This window comes from Flavivirga sp. 57AJ16, assembly GCF_028736925.1.
Lineage (GTDB): Bacteria > Bacteroidota > Bacteroidia > Flavobacteriales > Flavobacteriaceae > Flavivirga.
On sequence record NZ_JAQZAT010000005.1, the window covers coordinates 114,957 to 136,623 of the forward strand.

The window sequence follows — 21,667 nt, forward strand, 5'->3', positions numbered from 1 at the left end:
ACATATTTTAACGATTTTGAAGGGATTTTAGTAAGCAACAACCCTTTTTTCGGACTTTTAAAGTGTTTTAGGAATGATTATTGTGTTAAATGAATACAAAATTTAGCTAAGAGTAGATATGTTTTCAGATAAAAAAATATCTTTGAAATATGTTAGCTGCATTATTAATAAAAAACAAATGAGACTTTACTTTTCATTTTTTATACTATTTGTTTTTTCGCTATCAACTTATGCTCAGATTGATGTGAAAAAAAAATCTATTGCCATACCCGCTGTTAAAAGTAAAGATTCAGTTGATGCTAATCCGTTTTTGCCGTCTAAGCCTGACAACAATACGCCAATCGATAATATAAATACCCCTAGGGTATCTAATAATCTCAATATACCCCAAAAAGAGTTTTCTATGTTTGGGGGTGAGAAATTTGGTAATCCAGGAGAGCTTTATGAGGACCGACTTAATAAAAGTTTGGATCACTTAAAGTTAAGTCAGGAAGAGTTGGAATTGAAAAATGGCAGTACAACAGATCAATATTTTGGTGACTTTAAGAGTAAGGCCAAGTTTGTGAATGTGGTATATAGGGACCATGGTTATGTTGATGGCGATATCATTCAAGTTTTGGTAAATGATGACATTATTCATGCCAGGGTATATTTAACAGGTGGATTTAAAGGTTTTAAACTCGATTTGCAACCAGGGTTTAATAAAATAGATTTCTTAGCTTTAAACCAAGGGGAATCAGGGCCCAATACCGCCGAATTTAAAGTGGTCGACGACCAGGGAAATTTGGTGTCTTCAAATCGTTGGAATCTGGCTACGGGCGTGAAAGCAACCGTTATCATTGTAAAGGAATAGGAGCGGGGCTTATCTTTCTTTAAAAAAGACACGAATTTCACAAATTTTCACTAATTAATCGATAAGTGTTCATGTTGGGTCCAATCTATACCATTAAGTATTAGATTCGTGTGAATTTGTGAAATTCGTGTCTAAACTTTTATTGTTCAATATTTGTATGTACCCCTTATCCACTATCCAATAATATTTAAGAGACTATTTTATCGATCAGTTTTAATTCATCTTCAGAAAAATCCAAATGATCTACGGCCTTTATGTTTTCTTTTAATTGATTTGGTGAACTAGCACCAATGAGCACCGATGCCACTTGCGGCTGTCTTAAAATCCAGGCAATGGCCATTTGCGATAATTTTTGTCCGCGTTCCTGTGCAATCGCATTTAAACTTTGAATTTTTTCTATATGACTATTTACGGTATCGACATTTAAATAAGTAAGGTCTTTTGCAGCTCTGGAGCTTTCGGGGATTCCTTTTAAATATTTTTCGGTCAGCATACCCTGGGCCAGCGGTGAAAAGGCTATACAGCCCACACCATTTTGTTCTAAGGTATCTAAAAGTCCTTGCTCCACCCAACGATCGAACATGGAATAGCGTGCTTGGTGCAGAATAAACGGTACATTTAAACTTTTAAGGATCTCAGCAGCTTTTTGAGTGTCTTCCGGTTGGTAATTGGAAATCCCAACGTATAGCGCTTTTCCTTGTCGTACAATATCTGCCAATGCCCCCATGGTTTCTTCTAAAGGGGTTTCGGGATCTGGCCTATGGTGATAAAAAATATCAACATAATCCAGGCCCATACGCTTTAAGCTTTGATCTAAACTTGAGATTAAATATTTTCTCGACCCCAAATTACCATAAGGTCCCGGCCACATATCATAACCTGCCTTAGTGGCGATAAATAATTCATCTCTATAAGGCTTAAAATCTTTTTTAAAGATAGTACCAAAATTTTCTTCGGCAGATCCATATGGGGGGCCGTAATTATTAGCTAAATCTAAATGTGTAATACCAAGATCGAAGGCACATCTAATAATATCTCTTCCGTTTTGTATATTATCGACAAAGCCAAAGTTATGCCATAATCCTAATGAGATTGCCGGTAAGAGCACACCGCTTTTTCCAGACCTTTTATAGGTCATGGTATTATACCTTTGGTTAGAAGCTTGATAATTTGTTGTTCCAGATTTGTCGTTGATTTGCATGTTTAGAGTAACTAATAATTAAGGCTGTAAATGTATAAATTATATTGCTAATATTCGATAAATATGCGAATCCGTATGGCTAAGAACCAAGATTTGCCCCTAATTAACCGACAAGCATGTGCCCACATCTTTTTAAGCTATTTTCCCTGTTGGTTTAGTCAATTTGTCATTCCTGCGAAGGCAGGAATCCACTATTAAGTTAATAAGTCCAATTTTCATTCTTTAACATCAAGATAAAACGGGGCATCGTTTTTTATATAAAATCATTTAGTAAGCCAGTGGATTCCTGCTTATGCAGGAATGACAAACTGACTCCATTACACGTGCTAGTTAAAAAAATTAATTAGGATCTTTTGTGGTTGTGGTGTTTTACACTACTATTGAAGTGATTGCTCAAATAACTTGTTTATGAGTTATTAGGTAGATTTCATAAATATGGTTCTTTTACATTAATCTAAATAGTTTATTATGATGTTAATAGCAAAAACGAACCTGTCTGTCATTCCTGCGAAGGCAGGAATCCATTATTAAGTTAATAAGTTTAATTTTCATTCTTTAACATCAAGATAAAACGGGGGCATCGTTTTTATATCAAATCATTTGGTAAGCCAGTGGATTCCTGCCTTCGCAGGAATGACAAACGGACTCCATTACACGAGCTAGTTAAAAAATTTAATTAGGATCTTTTGTGGTTGTGGTGTTTTATACTACTATTGAAGTGATTGCTCAAATCATAAATATGGTTCCTTTACATTGATCTAAATAGTTTATTACGATGTTAATGGCAAAAACGAACCTGTCTGTCATTCCTGAGAAGGCAGGAATCCATTATTAAGTTAACAAGTCCAATTTTCATTCTTTAACATCAAGAAAAAACGGGGCATCGTTTTTATATAAAATCATTTAGTAAGCCAGTGGATTCCTGCTTATGCAGGAATGACAAACTAACTCCATTACACGTGCTAGTTAAAAAATTTAATTAGGATCTTTTGTGGTTGTGGTGTTTTATACTACTATTGAAGTGATTGCTCAAATCATAAATATGGTTCCTTTACATTGATCTAAATAGTTTATTACGATGTTAATGGCAAAAACGAACCTGTCTGTCATTCCTGCGAAGGCAGGAATCCATTATTAAGTTAATAAGTATTTTCATTCTTTAACATCAAGATAAAACGGGGCATCGTTTTTTATATAAAATCATTTAGTTAGCCAGTGGATTCCTGCTTATGCAGGAATGACAAACTAACTCCATTACACGTGCTAGTTAAAAAATTTAATTAGGATCTTTTGTGGTTGTGGTGTTTTACACTACTATTGAAGTGATTGCTCAAATAACTTGTTTATGAGTTATTAGGTAGATTTCATAAATATGGTTCTTTTACATTAATCTAAATAGTTTATTATGATGTTAATAGCAAAAACGAACCTGTCTGTCATTCCTGCGAAGGCAGGAATCCATTATTAAGTTAATAAGTCCAATTTTCATTCTTTAACATAAAGAAAAAACGGGGCATCGTTTTTTATATAAAATCATTTAGTAAGCCAGTGGATTCCTGCTTATGCAGGAATGACAAACTAACTCCATTACACGTGCTAGTTAAAAAAATTAATACCCGTTCTGATTTGAATAATTTTAAATCAGAACGGGTATAATACGACGCTTCTCTTAAACGTTATGCCTGCTTTTTAATCCTTTAAGGATTGCTTAACTTCCTTTTTTAAATGTTTAGCATAAAAGCCCATCATAGACTCGTAGAGTGCAATTTGGTTTTCCTCTCTACCAAACCCATGGCCTTCATCATATTTCACCATATAGGGCACATCAAAACCTTTAGCGCGCAGCGCGCTTACTATTTGATCGGATTCGTCTATATTGACTCTGGGGTCGTTAGCGCCTTGAACGACAAAAAGCGGTTTTTTGATTTTATCTATTTGATATACTGGTGATACTTCTTTCATGATGGCTTTTTCTTCTGGAACGTCTTCATCGTACCATATTTCCTTGATGATCTTTAAATAAGGTTTCCAATAAGGGGGAATTGTTTTCATAAAGGAAAATAAATTGGACACGCCAACATAATCAACACCACAGGCATATAAATCTGGCGTTTTTGTCAAACCGCGCAGTACGGCATACCCGCCATGGCTACCACCATAGATAGCTACATTATCTTTATCTACCCAACCTTGATCTATTACATATTGCAGACCATCCTCAACATCGTCCATGGCTTTTCTTCCTATTTGCTTAAATCCAGATTCTAAAAATTCTTTTCCATAACCACCGGAAATCCTAAAATTGACCTGTAAAGTAGCATAACCACGACTGGCAAACAATTGCGCTTCTGGATTAAAGCCCCAAGAATCCCTTATTCCCTGTGGCCCACCATGCGGATTAACAATAACAGGCACTTTTTTACCATTAAGGGCTTCTTTAGGTAATGTAATATAGCCATGCATGGTTTTTCCATCCCTACTTTTAAAAGTAATAGGGCGCATTTCTGCCATATCTTTTTCAATAAGATTGGGCATGAGGTTGTAAAGTAATTTAAAGGCATCTTTTTTGGCATCATACGAATAATAAGTGCCATACAGTTTATCGCTTTGCAAAAAGATTAAATATTTACTCTCATCGTCTGTTACGTCAGGAATTGAATAATTATATCCAGGGAATTTAGTAGTGATTTTGTTATGTAATTTTTTGTAATACTTGCTTACGGGTATGATATGTCTTTTTTCACCTTCATACGAAAAATAGTCCAGTTCATAGCCTCTATTTCTGGATAGTCCTAATCCGGAAACATCGTATTGATCATTGGAAAACAGCTTTTTAATGATTTTATCCTCTTTGAGGTCATATAAATATATTTGAGCCTTATCACTATCCAGATTTGATGTTATATAGGCGTCGTGTGGATGGCTCGAAGCATAATTAAACGACACAATATTAAAGTTGTCTTTCCAGTTTAATTGTTTTTTCACTTCGTAGTTTTTGCCATCTACGGTATAATACACATCAATGTTTACGCCATCACGAAGTTTAGCAAACCCACGTAAATTTCCATCTTTATCAAATACATAGCTATTGATTGGGTTTGCTGCATCTTCATTTTTATATAATTGCTTTAGTTCACCAGTTTCAATATTAATTTTATAGGGTTCGAATATTTGGGGATTATTTTGGTTCATAGAAATAATCATATGATCCTTATCTTCTTTAAGGCCCTCTAGAATATTTACTTTCACACCTTCAAAAGGCGTTAGTTCTTTAGCATTACTGCCATCGATGTTTACAGCAAATAAATGATAGTCTTCATTACCTCCTTTATCCATGACATAAACCAACCGACCTTCATTTGCCCAGCCAAAACCACGGATCAATTCATCTTTTTCCTCAATAACCCTTGTAACTTCGTTTGTTTCAAGATTTTTTACATACACATGGTTTTTTGTGTTTTTATCTTTTTCCCGATATGATAAATACGTACCATTAGGTGAAAAGCTAAAAGATCTGGCCTTTGGCCTTGCAAAATAATCCTTAACGGCATATTTGTAATTTGTAGGATTCCAATTGGCCAGTGTTTCCAAATCTTCATCAGAAGTTGGTAAAGACGTATCTCCAGGAAGTGTTTTTACTGTTTTTGATAGTACTAGGGGGAATTCTTTACCACCTTGATAAAAGACACCGGTGAGGGTGTTCTCTTTTAACGTGGCCATATACTTTATGCCTGCCTGATTAAATTTAATGGTAAGCGTATCGTTTAAATAAAGTGTTTCGTCCATAGGTATGCCCGTGGCTCCTTGTGATGGACTATCCATAGTTGAGGTATAGCCATCCTCTTCACTTTTAATATCAAATAATAGAGGCATCTCTGTTCCTTGAACAGATAATTTTCCTTTCCAAGAGCCAACAATGTCTTGGGCATGCGTTTGAGCTACTGTACATAAAAAAAGCATTAGTGTACCGCTTAGTTTTAGAATAATAGTTTTCATTTATTGATATGGATTAAATTATTGACATTTTAGACACAAATTATCGCATCATAAATATAACGATGTCTAATAGTTAGAAGAAAAAAAATGAATTTTGTTACAAATCCATTTAAAATTGTACTTATTTATAGTAGTACAAAGTCAAGGTGAGTTCAATGTCTAATCTCGGATAATTTAGTTGTTAGCTCAAGTTTTACGGTAGCATCGTTATTACTTAAAGTCCCTTGATTTGCATTTAGAAGATTCGGGCTTTCCAAAGGATTGTCATTTAAATTGAACAAAGCTTCAGAGCCATTATTAAAATGAATGTATTTATGAGTGGCGTTTCTAATAGTAAAATCTTCATTTTCAGCATATACATAAGCTCTTTTGCTACTATTGTCACTGCTTGTAAGTAAACTTTTAAAACTTTTACTGTCATGAATCCCTGTATCTGATGTTCCAGCGATATTAGCTATTGTCGCGAATAAATCTGTAGTATTTATAAGGGCATTTTCTGTTTCGTTCATGCGTATCACATTTTTTCCCGAAACGATCATAGGAACATTAATACCGCCTTGATAGATACTGCCCTTAGCTCTTGTAGGTGGATGTTCTTGTACAACTTGGTTGGGAGTACCATTGTCCCCTATAAAAATAATAACTGTATTATCCTTTTCTTCCGTAGACATTGAATTGATTAATCTGCCCATTTCAGCATCCATAGCTTCAAGTGCGGCCATGTAATAGGGGAGTGGGTTGCTGTCTATGCTCGCTTGATCTGAAGGTAAGGCCCCTTGGGAATGTAAATCGTTAGGAGGCAGATGAAAAGGGGTGTGCGGTGCATTGTAAGCCAACCATAAAAACCAAGGTGTTGTTTGCTCTGCAACCCAATTAATAGCTAAATCCGTAAACTTGGTTGTGGTATATTCTGTTGATTTTGTTGTGATCCCGTTTATTGTCAGGTTCCAGTTCCAATACGACTGAACTCCTCCCCCTATAAGGCCTGCAAAATGATTAATTCCCATATTATTAGGGTGGTTCTCATTATTTGACAAGTGCCATTTGCCAATAACAGCATGGTTATATGATGTACTGGAGTTTGTGTCTATATAGCTTTGCAAAGAAGTTTCGGAAGCAGATAAAATATCACCTGCATCAAGCACGCCGGTTTTAAATCCATATTTGCCCGTTAAGATAGTTGCCCTTGTAGGAGAGCATGTTGGATTAGCCCATAGGTTGGTAAACTTAATTCCTGATGTCATCAAACTCTGTAAGTTGGGCATATGGGGTTTAACAATACCTATGTCGTAACCAGGAGAAGCATCTAGCCCCATGTCGTCTGCAATAATTAGTAAAATATTGGGCATATTATTTTTTGGGGACTCTATTTCTTCTTCGGCATAGGCCATAGTTTCAATGGAATGATCACAAGAAAAGAATACTATAAACAGGCTGATAAATATAGAACGCATCATAATTTTTGAGTGATTAGTCCACGCTTATGGCATGGAAAAAATGGCTAAGTAACGGCAATACCTTCAAAACAGATAGTTGAACCACATTTTTGTCGTGGTGGGCTAATTTCGCTTTATGTGCTGAACCAGTCTCAGTATTTTAGTACTACCTTTTATTGGGTATTGCCTTGCTTACTGTAAAGTTTGACTTAAAAAAAACAGATAGGTTTAATTGCTGTTTAACATATTCATTTTCAGTAAATAAAAATATTCATTTACAATTTTCGCATCAAACATTCGTGATAAACCCTACAAAGGTGTTATTTTTGCACGTCATAAAATTATAGGAATGTCCGTCTCAATAACAGAATTAGAAGAAAGAAAAGCAGGAAAAGATCTGTATAGCTACCAAAAAGGGGCTATTGATAAAATATTTAAGAGTTTTGATGAATCACCTCACGATTATCATTTATTATACCAATTACCAACTGGAGGTGGGAAAACAGTAATTTTTTCTGAAATTGTTAGACAGTATCTTAAAAACCATAAGAAGAAGGTATTGGTGATGACACACCGTATTGAATTGTGCAAGCAAACATCTAATATGCTTACGGAATTTGGTGTGAAAAACAAGGTTGTAGACAGTAAAGCCAATTTAAGTGACCAAGCAGATTATAGCTGTTTTGTGGCCATGGTTGAAACCTTAAATAATAGGTTGAATGATGATAAGCTGGATATTTCCGATATAGGTCTGGTGATTATTGATGAAGCGCATTATAATTCATTCACGAAGCTCTTTAAATTTTTTAGTCAATCATTTATTTTAGGAGTTACCGCAACGCCTTTAAGTTCTAGTATAGAATTACCAATGACCGATAATTATGATGAATTGATTGTTGGAGAAAGTATAGAATCTTTAATAGAGAATGGATTTTTAGCTCGTGCCGAAATGTTCTCCTATAATGTTGGTCTAACTTCATTAGTAGTAGGGGCCAACGGTGATTATACAGTTAAATCTTCTGAGGATTTATATACAGATAATGATATGCTTGGTAAACTCTTGCAAGCTTATGAAGAACGCTCTAAAGGGAAAAAGACATTGATTTTCAATAACGGCATTAATACGTCGTTGCATGTTTATGATACTTTTAGGAGGGCTGGATATCCTATTGCACATTTGGATAATACGAATACAAAAAAAGAACGTGCGCTTATTTTGAAATGGTTTAAAAAAACACCGGATGCCATTTTAACTTCGGTAAGTATTTTAACGACTGGGTTTGATGAGCCCACGGTAGAGAGTATTATCTTAAATAGAGCGACTAAATCATTAACGCTTTATTATCAAATGATAGGTCGTGGATCCCGTATTCTAAAAAATAAGGATACATTTAGTGTTATTGACCTGGGAAATAATTTTCATCGATTTGGGCCTTGGGGGGATAGCTTAGATTGGCAGCGTATTTTTAAATCGCCAAATTACTATTTAGATGCTATTTTGAGCGATGAAGAATTAGAAAGTAATTTTAGGTATGAAATGCCAGATGAATTGCGAAAAGAATTTTCTAAATCCCAAGAAGTTTATTTCGATATACAAAAAACGTATATAGAATCTATTAGAGGTGGTGAATCCTCAAAAGTTGTTTTAGAACGTTCCATAGAGCAACACGCAAAAATTTGTATTGAAAATAGTGAGGATGTGTACGACGCTCTAGGGTTGGCAAAAATGCTGGGAGACGATATCGATTTTAGAATACAACGGTATACAAAGTGTATAAGCAAAAGCACTTATAATTTTGTAGAATGGTTAAAGGGGGATTATAGAAAAAAATTAAATGCCTATTTACGCTCAAATTTTGATGAGGTTTTTGAGACTATTCATGGGTATGCACCAGAGGATTAGGACGCGCACTTATTATTTTACTTCTAAATTATTACAACATCCTTAAAATAAGGCGTATCTTTGTACTTAAGTATTAACATTAAATAAGTACAGTATTATAAACTATGGCAAAATCTCAAGTAACTTTTAATAAGATTGAAAAAGAAAAAAAACGCTTAAAGAAAAGAGAAGAAAAACAAAAAAAGAAAGAAGCTCGCAGAGCAGAAGCTAAAGAAAACCCTCAAGGGATTCAATTTGCTTATGTAGACTTCAACGGCAATTTAACAGACACGCCTCCAGATCCTGCAATGCGCGAGAAAGTAGAGGCTGAAAGTATTGAGTTGGGAATTCCTAAGAAAGAAGATAGGGAAGAAGAAGAGCCAGCAAATAAAGAAGGAAAAGTGTCATTCTTTGATCATTCCAAAGGTTTTGGTTTTATAATTGATAGCATAAATCAAGAAAAATATTTCGTACATGTAAGTGGATTGCTCGAGCCTATTGAAGAAAACGATAAAGTTACTTATGAGTTGGAACGCGGTCAAAAAGGGATGAACGCAGTTCGAGTGAAAAAGATATAGTATCTTTTTTAAGCTTTTTAGAATAATATTTAAGTGCTCTCATATTTTATTTCAATTATAGGCATAAATGAGTATATCGCGAAAAACGATTCTTATAATTTTAGCTTTTATTGCCATTTATGTTATCTGGGGGTCTACTTATCTACTCAATAAAATAGCGGTAACAGAAATACCACCTTTTTTTGTGGCTGCTAACCGTTTTACCTTTGCAGGACTCATCATATTTGTTATAGCTAAGTTTATGAAACTTAAACTTGCCATTAGCAGAAAACAATTTATTAATTGTGTTATTGTTGGTTTTTTATTTTTAGTATATGGCAATGGTGTTTTTATTTGGGCATTACAGTACTTAGATAGTGGCTTTGCTGCTCTTGAAGCTTCTACCCAGCCTCTTTTTGTGTTATTGTTGATGCGGCTTATAGATGGTAAAAAAATGCAGATAAAATCTTTAATAGGTGTCGCATTGGGTATTATTGGTATGTATCTTTTAGTAAGCCAAAAGGAACTGGTTACCAATGATGAAAGTTTGTTGGGTATGTTTATGATCCTTACCTGTGTTTTAAGTTGGAGCTATGCCAGTGTTTATGTTGCTAAAGCCGATTTACCACCCAATTATTTTGTTAGTACGGCATACCAAATGATTATTGCCGGCGTGCTTTTAACTATAATAAGTTTGCTCTTAAATGAAAATTGGCTTTCACCTATCGATTGGAGCCCTGAGGTACAATGGTCCTTAATTCTTTTAATTGTATTTGGAAGTGTTATTGCTTTTACAGCATTTAATTATTTGCTTAAAGTTGTTTCTACAGAGAAAGCTGCTACTTCGGCTTATGTAAACCCTATAGTTGCAATAATATTAGGTTGGTTTGTACTTGATGAAACCATTACAGGTCAAACCATTATGGCAGCTTGTATTCTTTTAACAGGTGTTTTCTTTATCACTTCGCGCAAAAGAATGAAAACCAGAACTATTGGAAGTTAAGAGTGCTATAAAATTTATGCTTATTAGTACATTGGCATTTGCTTGTATGAATGCCATCGTTAAGCAGTTACTACATATTGATGCCTTTCAGATTGTTTTTTTTAGATCGATAGGCTCTTTGGTTTTTACGCTTACTTTTTTACTAAAAAATAAGATTCCCGTTTTAGGGAATAAGAAAAAACTTTTAGTCCTTAGAGGCATAGTAGGAGTTACCTCGATGGCTCTCTTTTTTATGTCCACTAAATATTTACCTATTGGAACTGCCGTTTCGTTACGATATATGGCTCCTATTTTTGCTGCTATTTTTGCTGTATTCTTATTGCATGAAAAAGTGAAATCATGGCAATGGCTTTTTTTCGCAATCGCTTTTGGCGGGGTTTTGGTTTTAAAGGGTTTTGATGCAGAATTAAATAGTTACGGACTCTTATTAGCTTGTATTTCTGCTATTTTTAGTGGATTGGTTTATATAACGATTAGTAAGATAGGTAAAAGGGATCATCCAGTAGTCGTTGTTAATTATTTTATGGTTATTTCTGTTATAGTAGGAGGTGTATTATCTATAAACAATTGGGTAACTCCATTGGGGATAGAATGGTTGTTGCTATTTGGCTTGGGAGTTTTTGGATATTTTGGACAGATCTACATGACAAAAGCCTTTCAAGCTGCTTCCACAAATCAAGTGGCACCACTTAAATATTTAGAGGTTATTTACACAGTTTTATTTGGGGTTTTTATTTTCAGCGAAGTTTATACCTTTTGGAGTTTATTAGGTATCGCATTCATTATTGGGGGGTTGGTTTTGAATATCATGTATAAAGGAAAGGTGAAATAGCTATACCATATCTTTTCTCATTAGAAATGGTAAACGATTACAATTCATAAAAATAATACCAAATGGATTTTAAAATGAGGGTAAAATAATTTAGAATATAGCGAGCACAGATGAATAATAAAATCTAAGCTACGGTTCTATACCCAGTCAAGCAGAGCACATGGTTTTATTATGAAATATGTGCGCGATAGAAATGAATTATTTGCTTCATTTTGAAGTTTATTTGGTATTACTCATGTTTTTATTAAGCGCTATAATTGGAATCCATTGAAAATTAATAGGATACCATTCATTTGTTTCATTATCCGCTTTTAAATACACTTTGTTGTTTTTAGAATGCACATATTGTGAGTTTATTCTATTTGTTTTTTTCTTAAACGCCATCTTCTATATTCTTTTTATAACGATTTCTCCCCATGTTAAATACGCCTATTTTAATCCCTATACCTCCTGAGATACCATTTATCCTTGGCTTATAGTCTTCATATTTAAAATTTACCCTACTAGAAAGCCTGTATTTTACACCAGCTTCAATTTGTACATACCTATTTATATTATAGAGTACATTAACACCTGGTTCAAGAACAAAAATAGGTTCCCAATCATCATCATCGATAATAGGATCCTTAACATCATCTATTAAGGCAACAGCACCTGCCCCTATCAGTAAAGGAAATGACAGATTAAATTTAGATTTACTAAAAAAAATAGGTTCCAAATGTAAACCGCCATAGAATGCTCCCAAATCCCTAATAATGCCATCTAGCCCAGGCCTATTCATGTCTGAGTAAAGCCCTACAGCTATAAGACCAATTTCGAATTGTTGATTGGCGACATAGGCTACCTTAAAGCTGGACGAATACGTTTCAGCCTTATTAATGGTCCCATAATGAAAGCCCAGTCCTAAATAAACGCCATGTACGGTATTTCTACGATCGTTAAATTCAATATAATCTTGCGATTCTTGAGCGTATAAAGTATTTATAAAGCATGATACTAATAATAAAAGAAAAACTCTAAGAGGTTTCATAGTGGTCATATTCAAGTTATATAAATCAAAGACAACATCATTTGTAATTAGTTGCATCCAAAATGATTTTTTTTAAATTTTTTTAGTCAATTGTTTTAATCTTTTAAAACGATCACCCCCTTTTTTCCAGTGAATGAGAATATACCGGAAGTAGGTTTTCCATAGGCACCATTAATTTCCCGTATCCTTTTACTTTTGTCTATCATATTATTTTTAATATTATAAAACGTTTTTGGCAGTCTTAATAGCCCTTGTTCTAATGTAGCATTAAACTTAAAGGATAAACCTGTAATATTGATATTAATGTCTGATGATTCTTGATTTATGGAAACAAGGGCATCGGGCAGATTTATTTTAGAGACCCGTAGTTCGGCTACTTTCATACTAAGACTGATTTTTTCTTCGACAGCTTCTATTTGGGCAATAGAAAAGTTTAATTCCCCCTGAATTTTTTTGACTTTTTGAACGATTATTTCATCCTTGCTCGAAATAAGTTCTAAATCTTTAACTTGATCGATTTCAATTTTTGTACCACTGGTCTTTAGCAATAATTTATTAGAAGATTCAATATCTATATCGCCATTTTTTAAATCAATAGTTCCGTAGGCGATGGATTTACTTCTAAGCTTACCAAACTTCATGGAGATTCTTGCATTCGTAATATCTTCATTAATCCACAAATCACCATGTTCCATATTCGCTTTTAACCGTCCTGTCCAATTATCAATAATAACATCGCCAAACTTATTTGTAACATCAATTTCAGCATTAATAGGCAAATAAATGGTATAATTTATTTCCACATTACTTTTATCAAATTCAAAAGGATTTACCTTGTTAAAATATCTCGAAAAAAGACTGGTATTCTTTTCTGAAATTTCTGAAACAATACTTACAAAATCATCTACCGTTTTTATATTGGCAACAATACGGTTTAGAAGGGTTTTAGCATTTTCTTTTTTCTTATTGGCTACTTTAATATCTATTTTTATGGAAATATTATTTTCTTCCCAGCCATTGATAGTTATATTGCCATACTTATTGTTTAAATGCAGCTCTCCGGCATTTGTCATTTCGTATGTTTTTTTAATGGTTTTTGTTAAAACTTCTTGCGAATACACCGAAAAACTTAATAACAATAAAATGATTGGGATTATTTTTTTATAAAGTATATGCATCATCATTATTCAAATTTTTAGAGCTATTAATTTGCTCTAACAAGTTCTCTATTAATTCAATTCTCTTTTTGTAATTAATGACTATGGCTTCTAAAACCTGTTCACTATCTACATTTTTTTGTAGCTCTACTTTTAGCAGTTTATATTCAATATCCAGTTCGTCCATAAAGGATAAAAATTCTTTTTTCTCCTCTGATGATAATTGTGTATTTTTATTAACAAGCCTTACTTGATAAGCGACTAAGCCTTTGTAATGGGAATCAATATCGTTTAGCTCTTGCCATGCTAAGTTATTTTGGGTGCTTTGATTTGCCTCGCCAACTACTAATATATTAACCAGAGAAAACAAGCCTAAAGCCATAACTATAGTGGCTGCCACTTTAAATATAGGCCTGCTCCATAATTTAACGGTCTTTGTTTTAGGCTTCGGGTTATTTAATCCAGATTCAATATTTGCCCAAAGTTTGCTTTTATCAGCTTTGTACACATCAAAAAGGGCTTTGTTTTCTTTTATATATTTTTCGAAATGATCCATTTATAAGGTCCTTACAATTTCAATTAATTTTTTCTTTGCTCTGTGATACTGTGATTTGGAAGTAGAGGCGGTTATTCCCAATATTTCTGAAATCTCCATATGATCATAACCTTCCACTAAGTATAAATTTATAATTTGCTGGTATCCAGATGGTAGCAATCTAATTCCTTTAATTATATTTTTAATATCTATCTTGGGAGGCACCTCTTCTGGGGTCTCCTTTATATGATACATTTGACTCTCTATGGGTACTATTGGTATTTTTTTCTTTTTTAATTGATTGATGCTTTTATTAATTACAATGCGCTTTAACCAAGATCCAAATGTACTTTCATATCTAAAAGATGATAAATTGTTAAACGCTTCGATAAAACTATCTTGAACAACATCTTCGGCATCTTCTTTTATATGCATCATGCGCATACTTACATTGTACATAGCATCTACATAGAGCTCATACAATTCGTATTGTGCATTTCTATCTCCTAACTTGCTTTTTTCAACAAGCGGTTTATGAGTATATAATATACTGGTATCCAATTATTTTGCTAACTCTAAGTGGCTTTAAAAATGGTTTTATTTTTTTAGCTATTATTATAGACAACAAAATAAGCAAAGGGTTGCATTTAGCATATAAAATTTTTTTTTTATGAAGAATAATTTGTGAAATAGAAAAAGAGATCCTTTTGTAGAAGACCGATCTCATACTAAGATATAATAATGAATATAGAGAAAAAAATTAAGGGCTTTAAATCCAAAACTTCCAAGGGGATCAACTCCAGAAGGCGCATACGAATTTGTTAATATTAGGGGGGATATTGCCGTATGTGGCCATTCAGTTTCTCTTTATAGATAGGACATTGCATTATAAAGGCAGGTTAGGGGAGGCACCAACTACAAATGATGGCTATAAGGCCATGTAAATGTGTGCCTAAATTTCTTGTTTAATTCGTCAAACATCCTTTCTTTTCTTCCTGAGGCCGAAAAATTCATCCCCGCTTTAGCTGAACTACCGTGAGTACACATCTATAAAAAAGACACGAATCCAATACATTATGGAATAGATTGGACACAGCATGAATAAGAATCCCTAGACTATACAGGCTTGAAATCCTGTCAATAGACAGAATAATTAGTGAAAATTTGTGCCATTTGTGTCCAATCTTTTTATTGTGCTTTATTTGTGTACTCACGGTGGTTTAGCTGAAGCAGGGAGACGGTTCAATTATACTGCCTTACTATATAATAATAACGCCTGTTTGTTGTGAAAGCTATTGGTTGATCCCTTTTAAATCATAATATTATTTTGGCTACCATTAGGCTAGCTATTAGCTTATTTGTATTTTGTGCGCTTCTGATATTAACCATATTAACCAATTTAATGAAAGTACCTAGAAGTGTAAATGTTTTTAGGAGTAAGGTAATGAAAGGGCTAACTAAAAATATAGGAAACTCTTATTCCATTCCTAAAGTTAACCCAAATGATAAAGTTGAGATAAAAAACGTACTTGTTTCCAGGCCCAATCACAGATTAGGGAACCAATTATTACTAACCCCACTAATACAAGAAATTATTGATATGTTTCCCGATTGTAAAATTGACCTGTTTGTTAAGGGTGGGGTTGCCTATCCTGTTTTTGAAAATTATAAACAAATCGATAAAATCATCCAATTGCCAAAAAGGCCTTTTAGCCATTTATTAGATTATGGGTTGTGCTGGTTAAAACTGAAAAAGAAGCGATATGATCTAGTCATTAATGGCGATAAAAATTCATCATCCGGTAGATTATCAACACTATTTGCTAAAGCCACATATAAAATTTTTGGTGATGTTGATGAAGAAATTCAGGACACTTATAAGGATTACGAACATATTTCTAAATACCCCATTTATAATTTAAGGCATTTTTTAGAAAAGTTAGGATTCCCTAAAAATAATCATGACCTCCCGGTCTTAAATATAAAGCTGAATGACGCCGAAGTAGCAAACGGAAAAAAAATATTGGATACAATTGTTGAAAATGATAAAAATACTATTTGTATTTATACCAATGCCACTGGATCAAAATGTTATTCTGAAGATTGGTGGGAAACTTTCTATGCGCGTTTAAAAAAGGACTATCCTCATTATAATATTATAGAGATGCTCCCTATTGAGAATATTTCAAAAATCTCATTTAAAGCCCCTAATTTTTATAGTAAGGACATTCGGGAAATGGGAGCCATTATTAAAAATACGGCGGTTTTTATTGCTGCCGATAATGGTGTTATGCATTTAGCAAGCGCCTCTTTAACGCCAACGATTGGTTTCTTTTCGGTAACGGACCAAAACATATATGCGCCTTATGGTAATGGGAGCATTGCCTTAAACACTAATGAAACCACGATTGATGATTGGTTTACAGAGATAGATCGTATACTCAATAGGTAAAAGGGTATGGGGTTAAGTATTTCCCACTTCAAAACACATACTCAAGAACCAATTTTTGACCAATTTTTATGGGCGTTGTTTTTTTAATATAGTTGGACTTGCATATAGAAGCAACAGAGACATTGTTTTTGGACGAAATCCCAGATAGCGTATCACCAGGCCTAACTATATATACTTTTTTGCGTTTTTTTAAGCTTGCAATAGCTTCCTCTTTAGTATGCAAAACAGTTATTTTTGTTTGTCTTTTAGAATTGTGAAGCCCAGGCCGTGTCCAATTATCCGTTACCCAAATACTTTTAGACCGTATTATATTCTGTTCGCTAAAATCAAACAAATATTCAGGGTTTATGGACACGCCTTTATAGTTAATAGTTAAGTGCAGATGACTGCCCCGGGCATTACCAGAAGTACCGCCATAACCAAGAAGCTGCCCTTGTTTTACGATCTCGTTGGATTTAACCGCATACTTCGATAAATGGGCATAAACAGTTTCCAGTCCATTATGATGCCTTACTATAACTGTTCTGCCATGTCCTGCGTTGTAATTAGCTAAACGAACAATACCATCAAACATGGCTACAATGCTATCGCCAGTAACAAGATCGATATCAATGCCTCTATGGGCCCTTCCTCTTCGCCATCCATAACGAGACGTTACTACTTTTTTAAAACTAATAGGCGGGGTGTACGTACTATCATCAAACTTAATTTCTACAGGAAAATGAACCTTTACATGTCTATAAGGATTATAAACAGTTGTATCCCAGTGTTCTTTTTTTAGATCTAAGAGTGCTTCATTTAAACGACTAATATTTTTGGAATTATCGACTTTAATGTTTGTTTTGATAAATGGAAAATCTGAGAAATCAGCTAATTCGATTGTGGACGGACCATCCTGTCCGAAACAAAAAACCGACAGCGTTAAAAAAGTGAGAGCGCTTAAGAATTTCATGCTAAAACTTTGCAATATAAATAAAATTGATCGGCGAATTTAGATAAAAATAAAAGAAAACCATGTTAATGTATTGTTAGAGTTTCAGGTCATGGGACTTGAGCAAAAATAGTATCACTTGCTTATTATTCTCTCAATCCCTAAAATAATTGTAATCCTTTGCTTTCAAAACAAAGCTGTCATTTGAAAAAAAAAGAGTCCTTTTATCGATGAATTTTGCCAACAAAATCATTTCATCGTGTAATTTAAGAGTTCACATGATTTTTAATTTTTTACGGATAAAATAACTTAATTTTAATCCAAATTATTAAGTTTTAGTCTTATGAAAAATCTAATAGCCCTTTTTTACTTGGTATGTTTTATATACCCTTGCCACACGATCACCTCGCAAGAATCTGCGAGCGTTTTAGAAGAAAAACCTGAAAACTATAAGAAACGTAGTCCGATTTATGATTATTCGGAAAAGCACTTAAATAATACGGATACCATACCTGATTTTGAATCAAAAAAGAATAAGCTAAAAATCACAGGCACTATTTACGAAAATGATGGTGTAACACCTGCAAAGAACGTGCTTCTTTTTATTCATCAGGCAGATGAGAACGGAAATTTCGAATTAAAAAGAGCTAACAAAAAACGTTATGTGCGTCATAGAGGTTGGATAAGAACGGATGCCGATGGGCATTATACATTTTATACCTTTATTCCTGGTAAATATATTTATGGTAATGAATTTAAACAGATTCTTCCCATAGTTAAAGAACCAGGAAAGCCCGAATATAAGATAGAAACATACCTGTTTGATGACGATCCATTATTAACGGAATCTTGTCGTTCAAAAATAAAGCAAACAGACGGTAGCGATAGAATTCTTAAACTAGATAAAAAAGAAGGCCTTTATGTTGCTAAAAGAGATATTGTTTTAGGTAAAGAAATTGATTCATATGCTAAGTAAGGCACTTTATTTTTACTCGAAAAGAATTCCTTGACACTTTGTGTCGGGATACAGACAATGCTATGAGAGCCATCCTAATTTAGGGTGGCTTTTTTTGGTGTTTTTTTTGAGATTTTATTATTTTAAACTTATGTAGCCATATCATAATATTTTTGTAATTTAGGAACTGTTTAATAGCTTATTAAGATGAAGCTTCTTTATTTTTTTATTGGTATCGCGGTGATTTTTTCATGTAAGTCAAAATCTGCAGCCACTCAAGCTGAGATCGATGCCTTGCATACTATTGTAAAAAAGCAAACATTTCGGATTGAGTCAGATTGGGCTTATCCACAAACAACAAGTGCCGTGCAACAGGTTCTTAACTCTGGATTGATGCAACCCGGCAGTACATCGGGTGCCATCTCTTTGATTGGGAACCATAATTTCTTAACCATATCTAAAGACAGTGTGACCTCTTTTTTGCCATATTTTGGCGAAAGACAAATGCAAGTTGCTTATAATGGCGGTGACAATGCCATAGAATTTAATGGTGTTTTGAAAGACTATAAAGCGGTTTATAATGAGGATAGCTATAGCATCTCATTTCAAGCAAAAAGCAATTCAGAAAACTTTCAGGTATTTATCAAGCTTTACCCAAATTTAAGAACACAAATGACATTGAACGGAAATTCTCGGCTTTCAATTCGTTATTCTGGTCATTTAGAGTCCATAGAGTAAAATAAAGAATGTCTTGAAACACACCCTCCCCAGAACAAGCCAACTATTTACCTAGACTACCGTGAGTACACATCTATAAAAAAGACACGAATGGCACAAATTTTTACTAATTATTCAGACTATTGACAGATTTCAAGCCTATATAGTCTAGGGATTCTTGTTCATGCAGGGTCCAATCTATACCATAAAGAAGGATCATGAGCAAAAGTTGTGTTTAAGGAAAAACTGGGTATCATGCCTTAATTGCTCTCGCTATGACAAGACTGCGAAATAGTCGCTAAGAGCAGACCATGAGGCAAGCCCGAGCCCCGTGGTCAGAATAAAGAACAAAACATCGAAAACCAGGAGCTATAGCATGGATCTAGTAAGGGGCGACGTGATGTTTTGGTCTTGGTTCTTCTTGCGCTAAGCAAAAGAAGAAATTCCTACGACGGGGCGTCCTTTCTTTTGTTACTTTTCTTTGGACGGGCAAAGAAAAGTAAATAATAAAATACCCTTAAAAGCTATTATGTAGACTCATTGTGCTTTTTTATGAAAAATATAAACTACACAATTTTTGTTCTTCCTCCCATGCCTACAAACACCAGGGCTTTTCTCTTGTTCTTTTAAATCCAAACACAACTTTTGTTCCTGGTCCATAAAGAATTGGATTCGTGTGAATTTGTGCCATTCGTGTCCAATCTTTTTATGGTGCATTATTTGTGTACACACAGTAGTTTACCTAGAAAGGGGGAAGGGGGGAGGCATGACTTTGCCATTTTTCAAAACGACGTTTCACGACTAAAAGCTAGTCCGTTTCCTTTGGTTTTCTTGATAATACTTCCTCAGGGAAAGGGAAAAGAATGGTAGAGTTCTTCTCTGCTGCAATATTCGATAAAGTTTGATAGAGCCTCAATTTAATGGCCGACGGTGATTGATCTATCAATTTCCCAGCTTCAAGTAATTTCCCGGCTGCTTGCTCTTCGGCCAAAGCCAATATAATACGGGCACGTCTGGAACGCTCTGCTTCTGCCTGGTTGGCCATCATACGTCTCATGTTTTCGGGCAATTGAATGTCTTTGATCTTTACATCGTTAATAGCAATGCCCCATTCTTTGGTCTCTATTTCCACAATGCTTTTTATGTTTTTTCCCATTTCTTCCCGTTTTGATAAAATAGTATCTAGCTCTACTTTACCGCATACGTCACGCAAAGCAGCTTGCGCCAGTTGGGTAATGGCAAATTTATATTCTTCAACTTCTAATACGGCACGCTCTGGATCATTGATTTTAAAGAATAAAACACCGTCAATACTACAGGGAACATTATCTTCGGTCATAACCTCTTGAGAAACAATATTAATGGTAATAACTCGAATGTCTACTATTTGAATGGTATCAACAATAGGGATAATCCACCTAAAACCAGGCTGTAAGGTCTTAATATATTTACCAAACCTGAATTTCGGGGCGCGTTTATATTCGTACACGATGCGTATTCCTGCTAAAAGGAAAATAATGAGTAAGATGCTTAGTATTTGTATTGGATTCATGATTATAACGTTTTTAGTGATAAAGTTCAACCTGTATAAAGTCTTGATAAAAGACCAAAAATCAATGAAGCACTTATTTAAGTTAAGTGTTTATATAGTGAAGTGGTTTAAACTTTTTATAATTGGCTGCAAAATGTCCTTTTATCCCCATATTTTATCTTTTTATTACTCCGTAGCGATGCTATGCAGTGCAAAAAAGCATTCATTTGGGAATAAAATCACTATTTTTCGCTTCAATCAAAAAAGTTTAAACCACTTCAGTAGCACTTTAAGATACAAAAAATATAAAACATTAAAAAATAATACAGCTATTAGTATTTTGAATATCTTACATTAAAGGGTTCTTTTTATGTGTAAAAATCAAGTTGTTTAATCGAAGTGAGACAATAAGCGGGCAGCACATATTATGAAATAATTTCGTACATTTATCGCATGACATTATAATACCAAATTTAAATTATTGAAATGACACATCTAATTCGTTTCTTTTTCGCTTATATTTCAAACAAACTCATTTTGAAATTCAATCGGTATCATTAGTGCTTTCTCTCTCATTTGATAATCGTCAATAGTGTACA

General features: G+C 34.0%; 18 protein-coding genes. 8 read left to right on the forward strand and 10 right to left on the reverse strand.

All coding sequences use genetic code 11. The features are described from left to right. Positions 1–178: 178 nt before the first annotated feature. Positions 179–853: a hypothetical protein gene (locus tag PQO00_RS06865; protein ID WP_274184093.1), complete on the forward strand. Its 675-nt coding sequence runs from the start codon at positions 179–181 to the stop codon at positions 851–853. A gap of 187 nt (positions 854–1,040) precedes the next feature. On the opposite strand, the gene mgrA is transcribed toward PQO00_RS06865, so the two are convergent. The 3 genes from mgrA to PQO00_RS06880 all read right to left on the reverse strand — a co-directional run bounded on the left by mgrA (position 1,041) and on the right by PQO00_RS06880 (position 7,507). Then, the gene (mgrA, locus tag PQO00_RS06870; protein ID WP_274184094.1) at positions 1,041–2,054 is read right to left on the reverse strand and encodes an L-glyceraldehyde 3-phosphate reductase; all 1,014 of its coding nucleotides are present in this window, start codon (positions 2,052–2,054) and stop codon (positions 1,041–1,043) included. Between the two features lie 1,689 nt (positions 2,055–3,743). Then, on the reverse strand, positions 3,744–6,050 hold the full coding sequence (locus PQO00_RS06875) for a S9 family peptidase (RefSeq protein WP_274184095.1): 2,307 nt from the start codon (positions 6,048–6,050) through the stop codon (positions 3,744–3,746). Between the two features lie 152 nt (positions 6,051–6,202). Continuing rightward, positions 6,203–7,507: a sulfatase-like hydrolase/transferase gene (locus tag PQO00_RS06880; RefSeq protein WP_274184096.1), complete on the reverse strand. Its 1,305-nt coding sequence runs from the start codon at positions 7,505–7,507 to the stop codon at positions 6,203–6,205. A 328-nt stretch (positions 7,508–7,835) separates the two neighbouring features. Here PQO00_RS06880 and PQO00_RS06885 point away from each other — a divergent pair, with 328 nt between their 5' ends. From PQO00_RS06885 to PQO00_RS06900, 4 genes are all read left to right on the forward strand, one after another. Further along, entirely contained in the window at positions 7,836–9,389 is a 1,554-nt protein-coding gene (locus PQO00_RS06885) for a DEAD/DEAH box helicase (RefSeq protein WP_274184097.1), read from the forward strand. A gap of 104 nt (positions 9,390–9,493) precedes the next feature. Then, complete coding sequence (locus PQO00_RS06890; protein WP_274184098.1) at positions 9,494–9,946, forward strand: cold-shock protein; 453 nt, start codon at positions 9,494–9,496, stop codon at positions 9,944–9,946. Between the two features lie 67 nt (positions 9,947–10,013). Beyond that, positions 10,014–10,928: an EamA family transporter gene (locus tag PQO00_RS06895; RefSeq protein WP_274184099.1), complete on the forward strand. Its 915-nt coding sequence runs from the start codon at positions 10,014–10,016 to the stop codon at positions 10,926–10,928. Next, a complete protein-coding gene (locus tag PQO00_RS06900) occupies positions 10,918–11,760 on the forward strand; it encodes a DMT family transporter (protein ID WP_274184100.1) in 843 nt (280 codons plus the stop codon). Before PQO00_RS06895 ends, PQO00_RS06900 begins: the two co-directional genes overlap by 11 nt. 219 nt (positions 11,761–11,979) lie before the next feature. On the opposite strand, the gene PQO00_RS06905 is transcribed toward PQO00_RS06900, so the two are convergent. The 5 genes from PQO00_RS06905 to PQO00_RS06925 are packed head-to-tail and all read right to left on the reverse strand — an operon-like array spanning position 11,980 to position 15,043. Then, positions 11,980–12,144 carry a hypothetical protein gene (locus tag PQO00_RS06905; protein ID WP_274184101.1) on the reverse strand — a complete coding sequence of 55 codons (165 nt, stop codon included), beginning with the start codon at positions 12,142–12,144 and terminating at the stop codon, positions 11,980–11,982. Further along, positions 12,134–12,847, reverse strand: coding sequence for a hypothetical protein (locus PQO00_RS06910; protein ID WP_274184102.1), 714 nt, complete (start codon positions 12,845–12,847; stop codon positions 12,134–12,136). Before PQO00_RS06910 ends, PQO00_RS06905 begins: the two co-directional genes overlap by 11 nt. A gap of 38 nt (positions 12,848–12,885) precedes the next feature. Beyond that, positions 12,886–13,971 carry a hypothetical protein gene (locus tag PQO00_RS06915; protein WP_274184103.1) on the reverse strand — a complete coding sequence of 362 codons (1,086 nt, stop codon included), beginning with the start codon at positions 13,969–13,971 and terminating at the stop codon, positions 12,886–12,888. Next, positions 13,952–14,503 (reverse strand): hypothetical protein, encoded by a 552-nt coding sequence (locus tag PQO00_RS06920; RefSeq protein ID WP_274184104.1) that lies wholly within the window; start codon positions 14,501–14,503, stop codon positions 13,952–13,954. Before PQO00_RS06920 ends, PQO00_RS06915 begins: the two co-directional genes overlap by 20 nt. After that, positions 14,504–15,043, reverse strand: a complete 540-nt coding sequence (locus PQO00_RS06925; protein WP_274184105.1) for an RNA polymerase sigma factor — start codon at positions 15,041–15,043, stop codon at positions 14,504–14,506. Between the two features lie 841 nt (positions 15,044–15,884). Here PQO00_RS06925 and PQO00_RS06930 point away from each other — a divergent pair. Then, positions 15,885–16,934: a glycosyltransferase family 9 protein gene (locus tag PQO00_RS06930; protein ID WP_274184106.1), complete on the forward strand. Its 1,050-nt coding sequence runs from the start codon at positions 15,885–15,887 to the stop codon at positions 16,932–16,934. 28 nt (positions 16,935–16,962) lie between these two features. Here the strand turns inward: PQO00_RS06930 and PQO00_RS06935 are convergent, their stop codons facing one another. Beyond that, positions 16,963–17,886 carry a M23 family metallopeptidase gene (locus tag PQO00_RS06935; protein WP_274184107.1) on the reverse strand — a complete coding sequence of 308 codons (924 nt, stop codon included), beginning with the start codon at positions 17,884–17,886 and terminating at the stop codon, positions 16,963–16,965. A 322-nt stretch (positions 17,887–18,208) separates the two neighbouring features. On the opposite strand from PQO00_RS06935, the gene PQO00_RS06940 reads away from it, so the two are divergent. Together PQO00_RS06940 and PQO00_RS06945 are read left to right on the forward strand one after the other, a co-directional pair. Then, positions 18,209–18,841, forward strand: a complete 633-nt coding sequence (locus tag PQO00_RS06940) for a hypothetical protein (RefSeq protein WP_274184108.1) — start codon at positions 18,209–18,211, stop codon at positions 18,839–18,841. Between the two features lie 186 nt (positions 18,842–19,027). Further along, positions 19,028–19,558 carry a DUF4251 domain-containing protein gene (locus tag PQO00_RS06945; protein ID WP_274184109.1) on the forward strand — a complete coding sequence of 177 codons (531 nt, stop codon included), beginning with the start codon at positions 19,028–19,030 and terminating at the stop codon, positions 19,556–19,558. 787 nt (positions 19,559–20,345) lie between these two features. Here the strand turns inward: PQO00_RS06945 and PQO00_RS06950 are convergent. Next, the gene (locus tag PQO00_RS06950; protein WP_274184110.1) at positions 20,346–21,089 is read right to left on the reverse strand and encodes a slipin family protein; all 744 of its coding nucleotides are present in this window, start codon (positions 21,087–21,089) and stop codon (positions 20,346–20,348) included. Positions 21,090–21,667 lie beyond the last annotated feature (578 nt).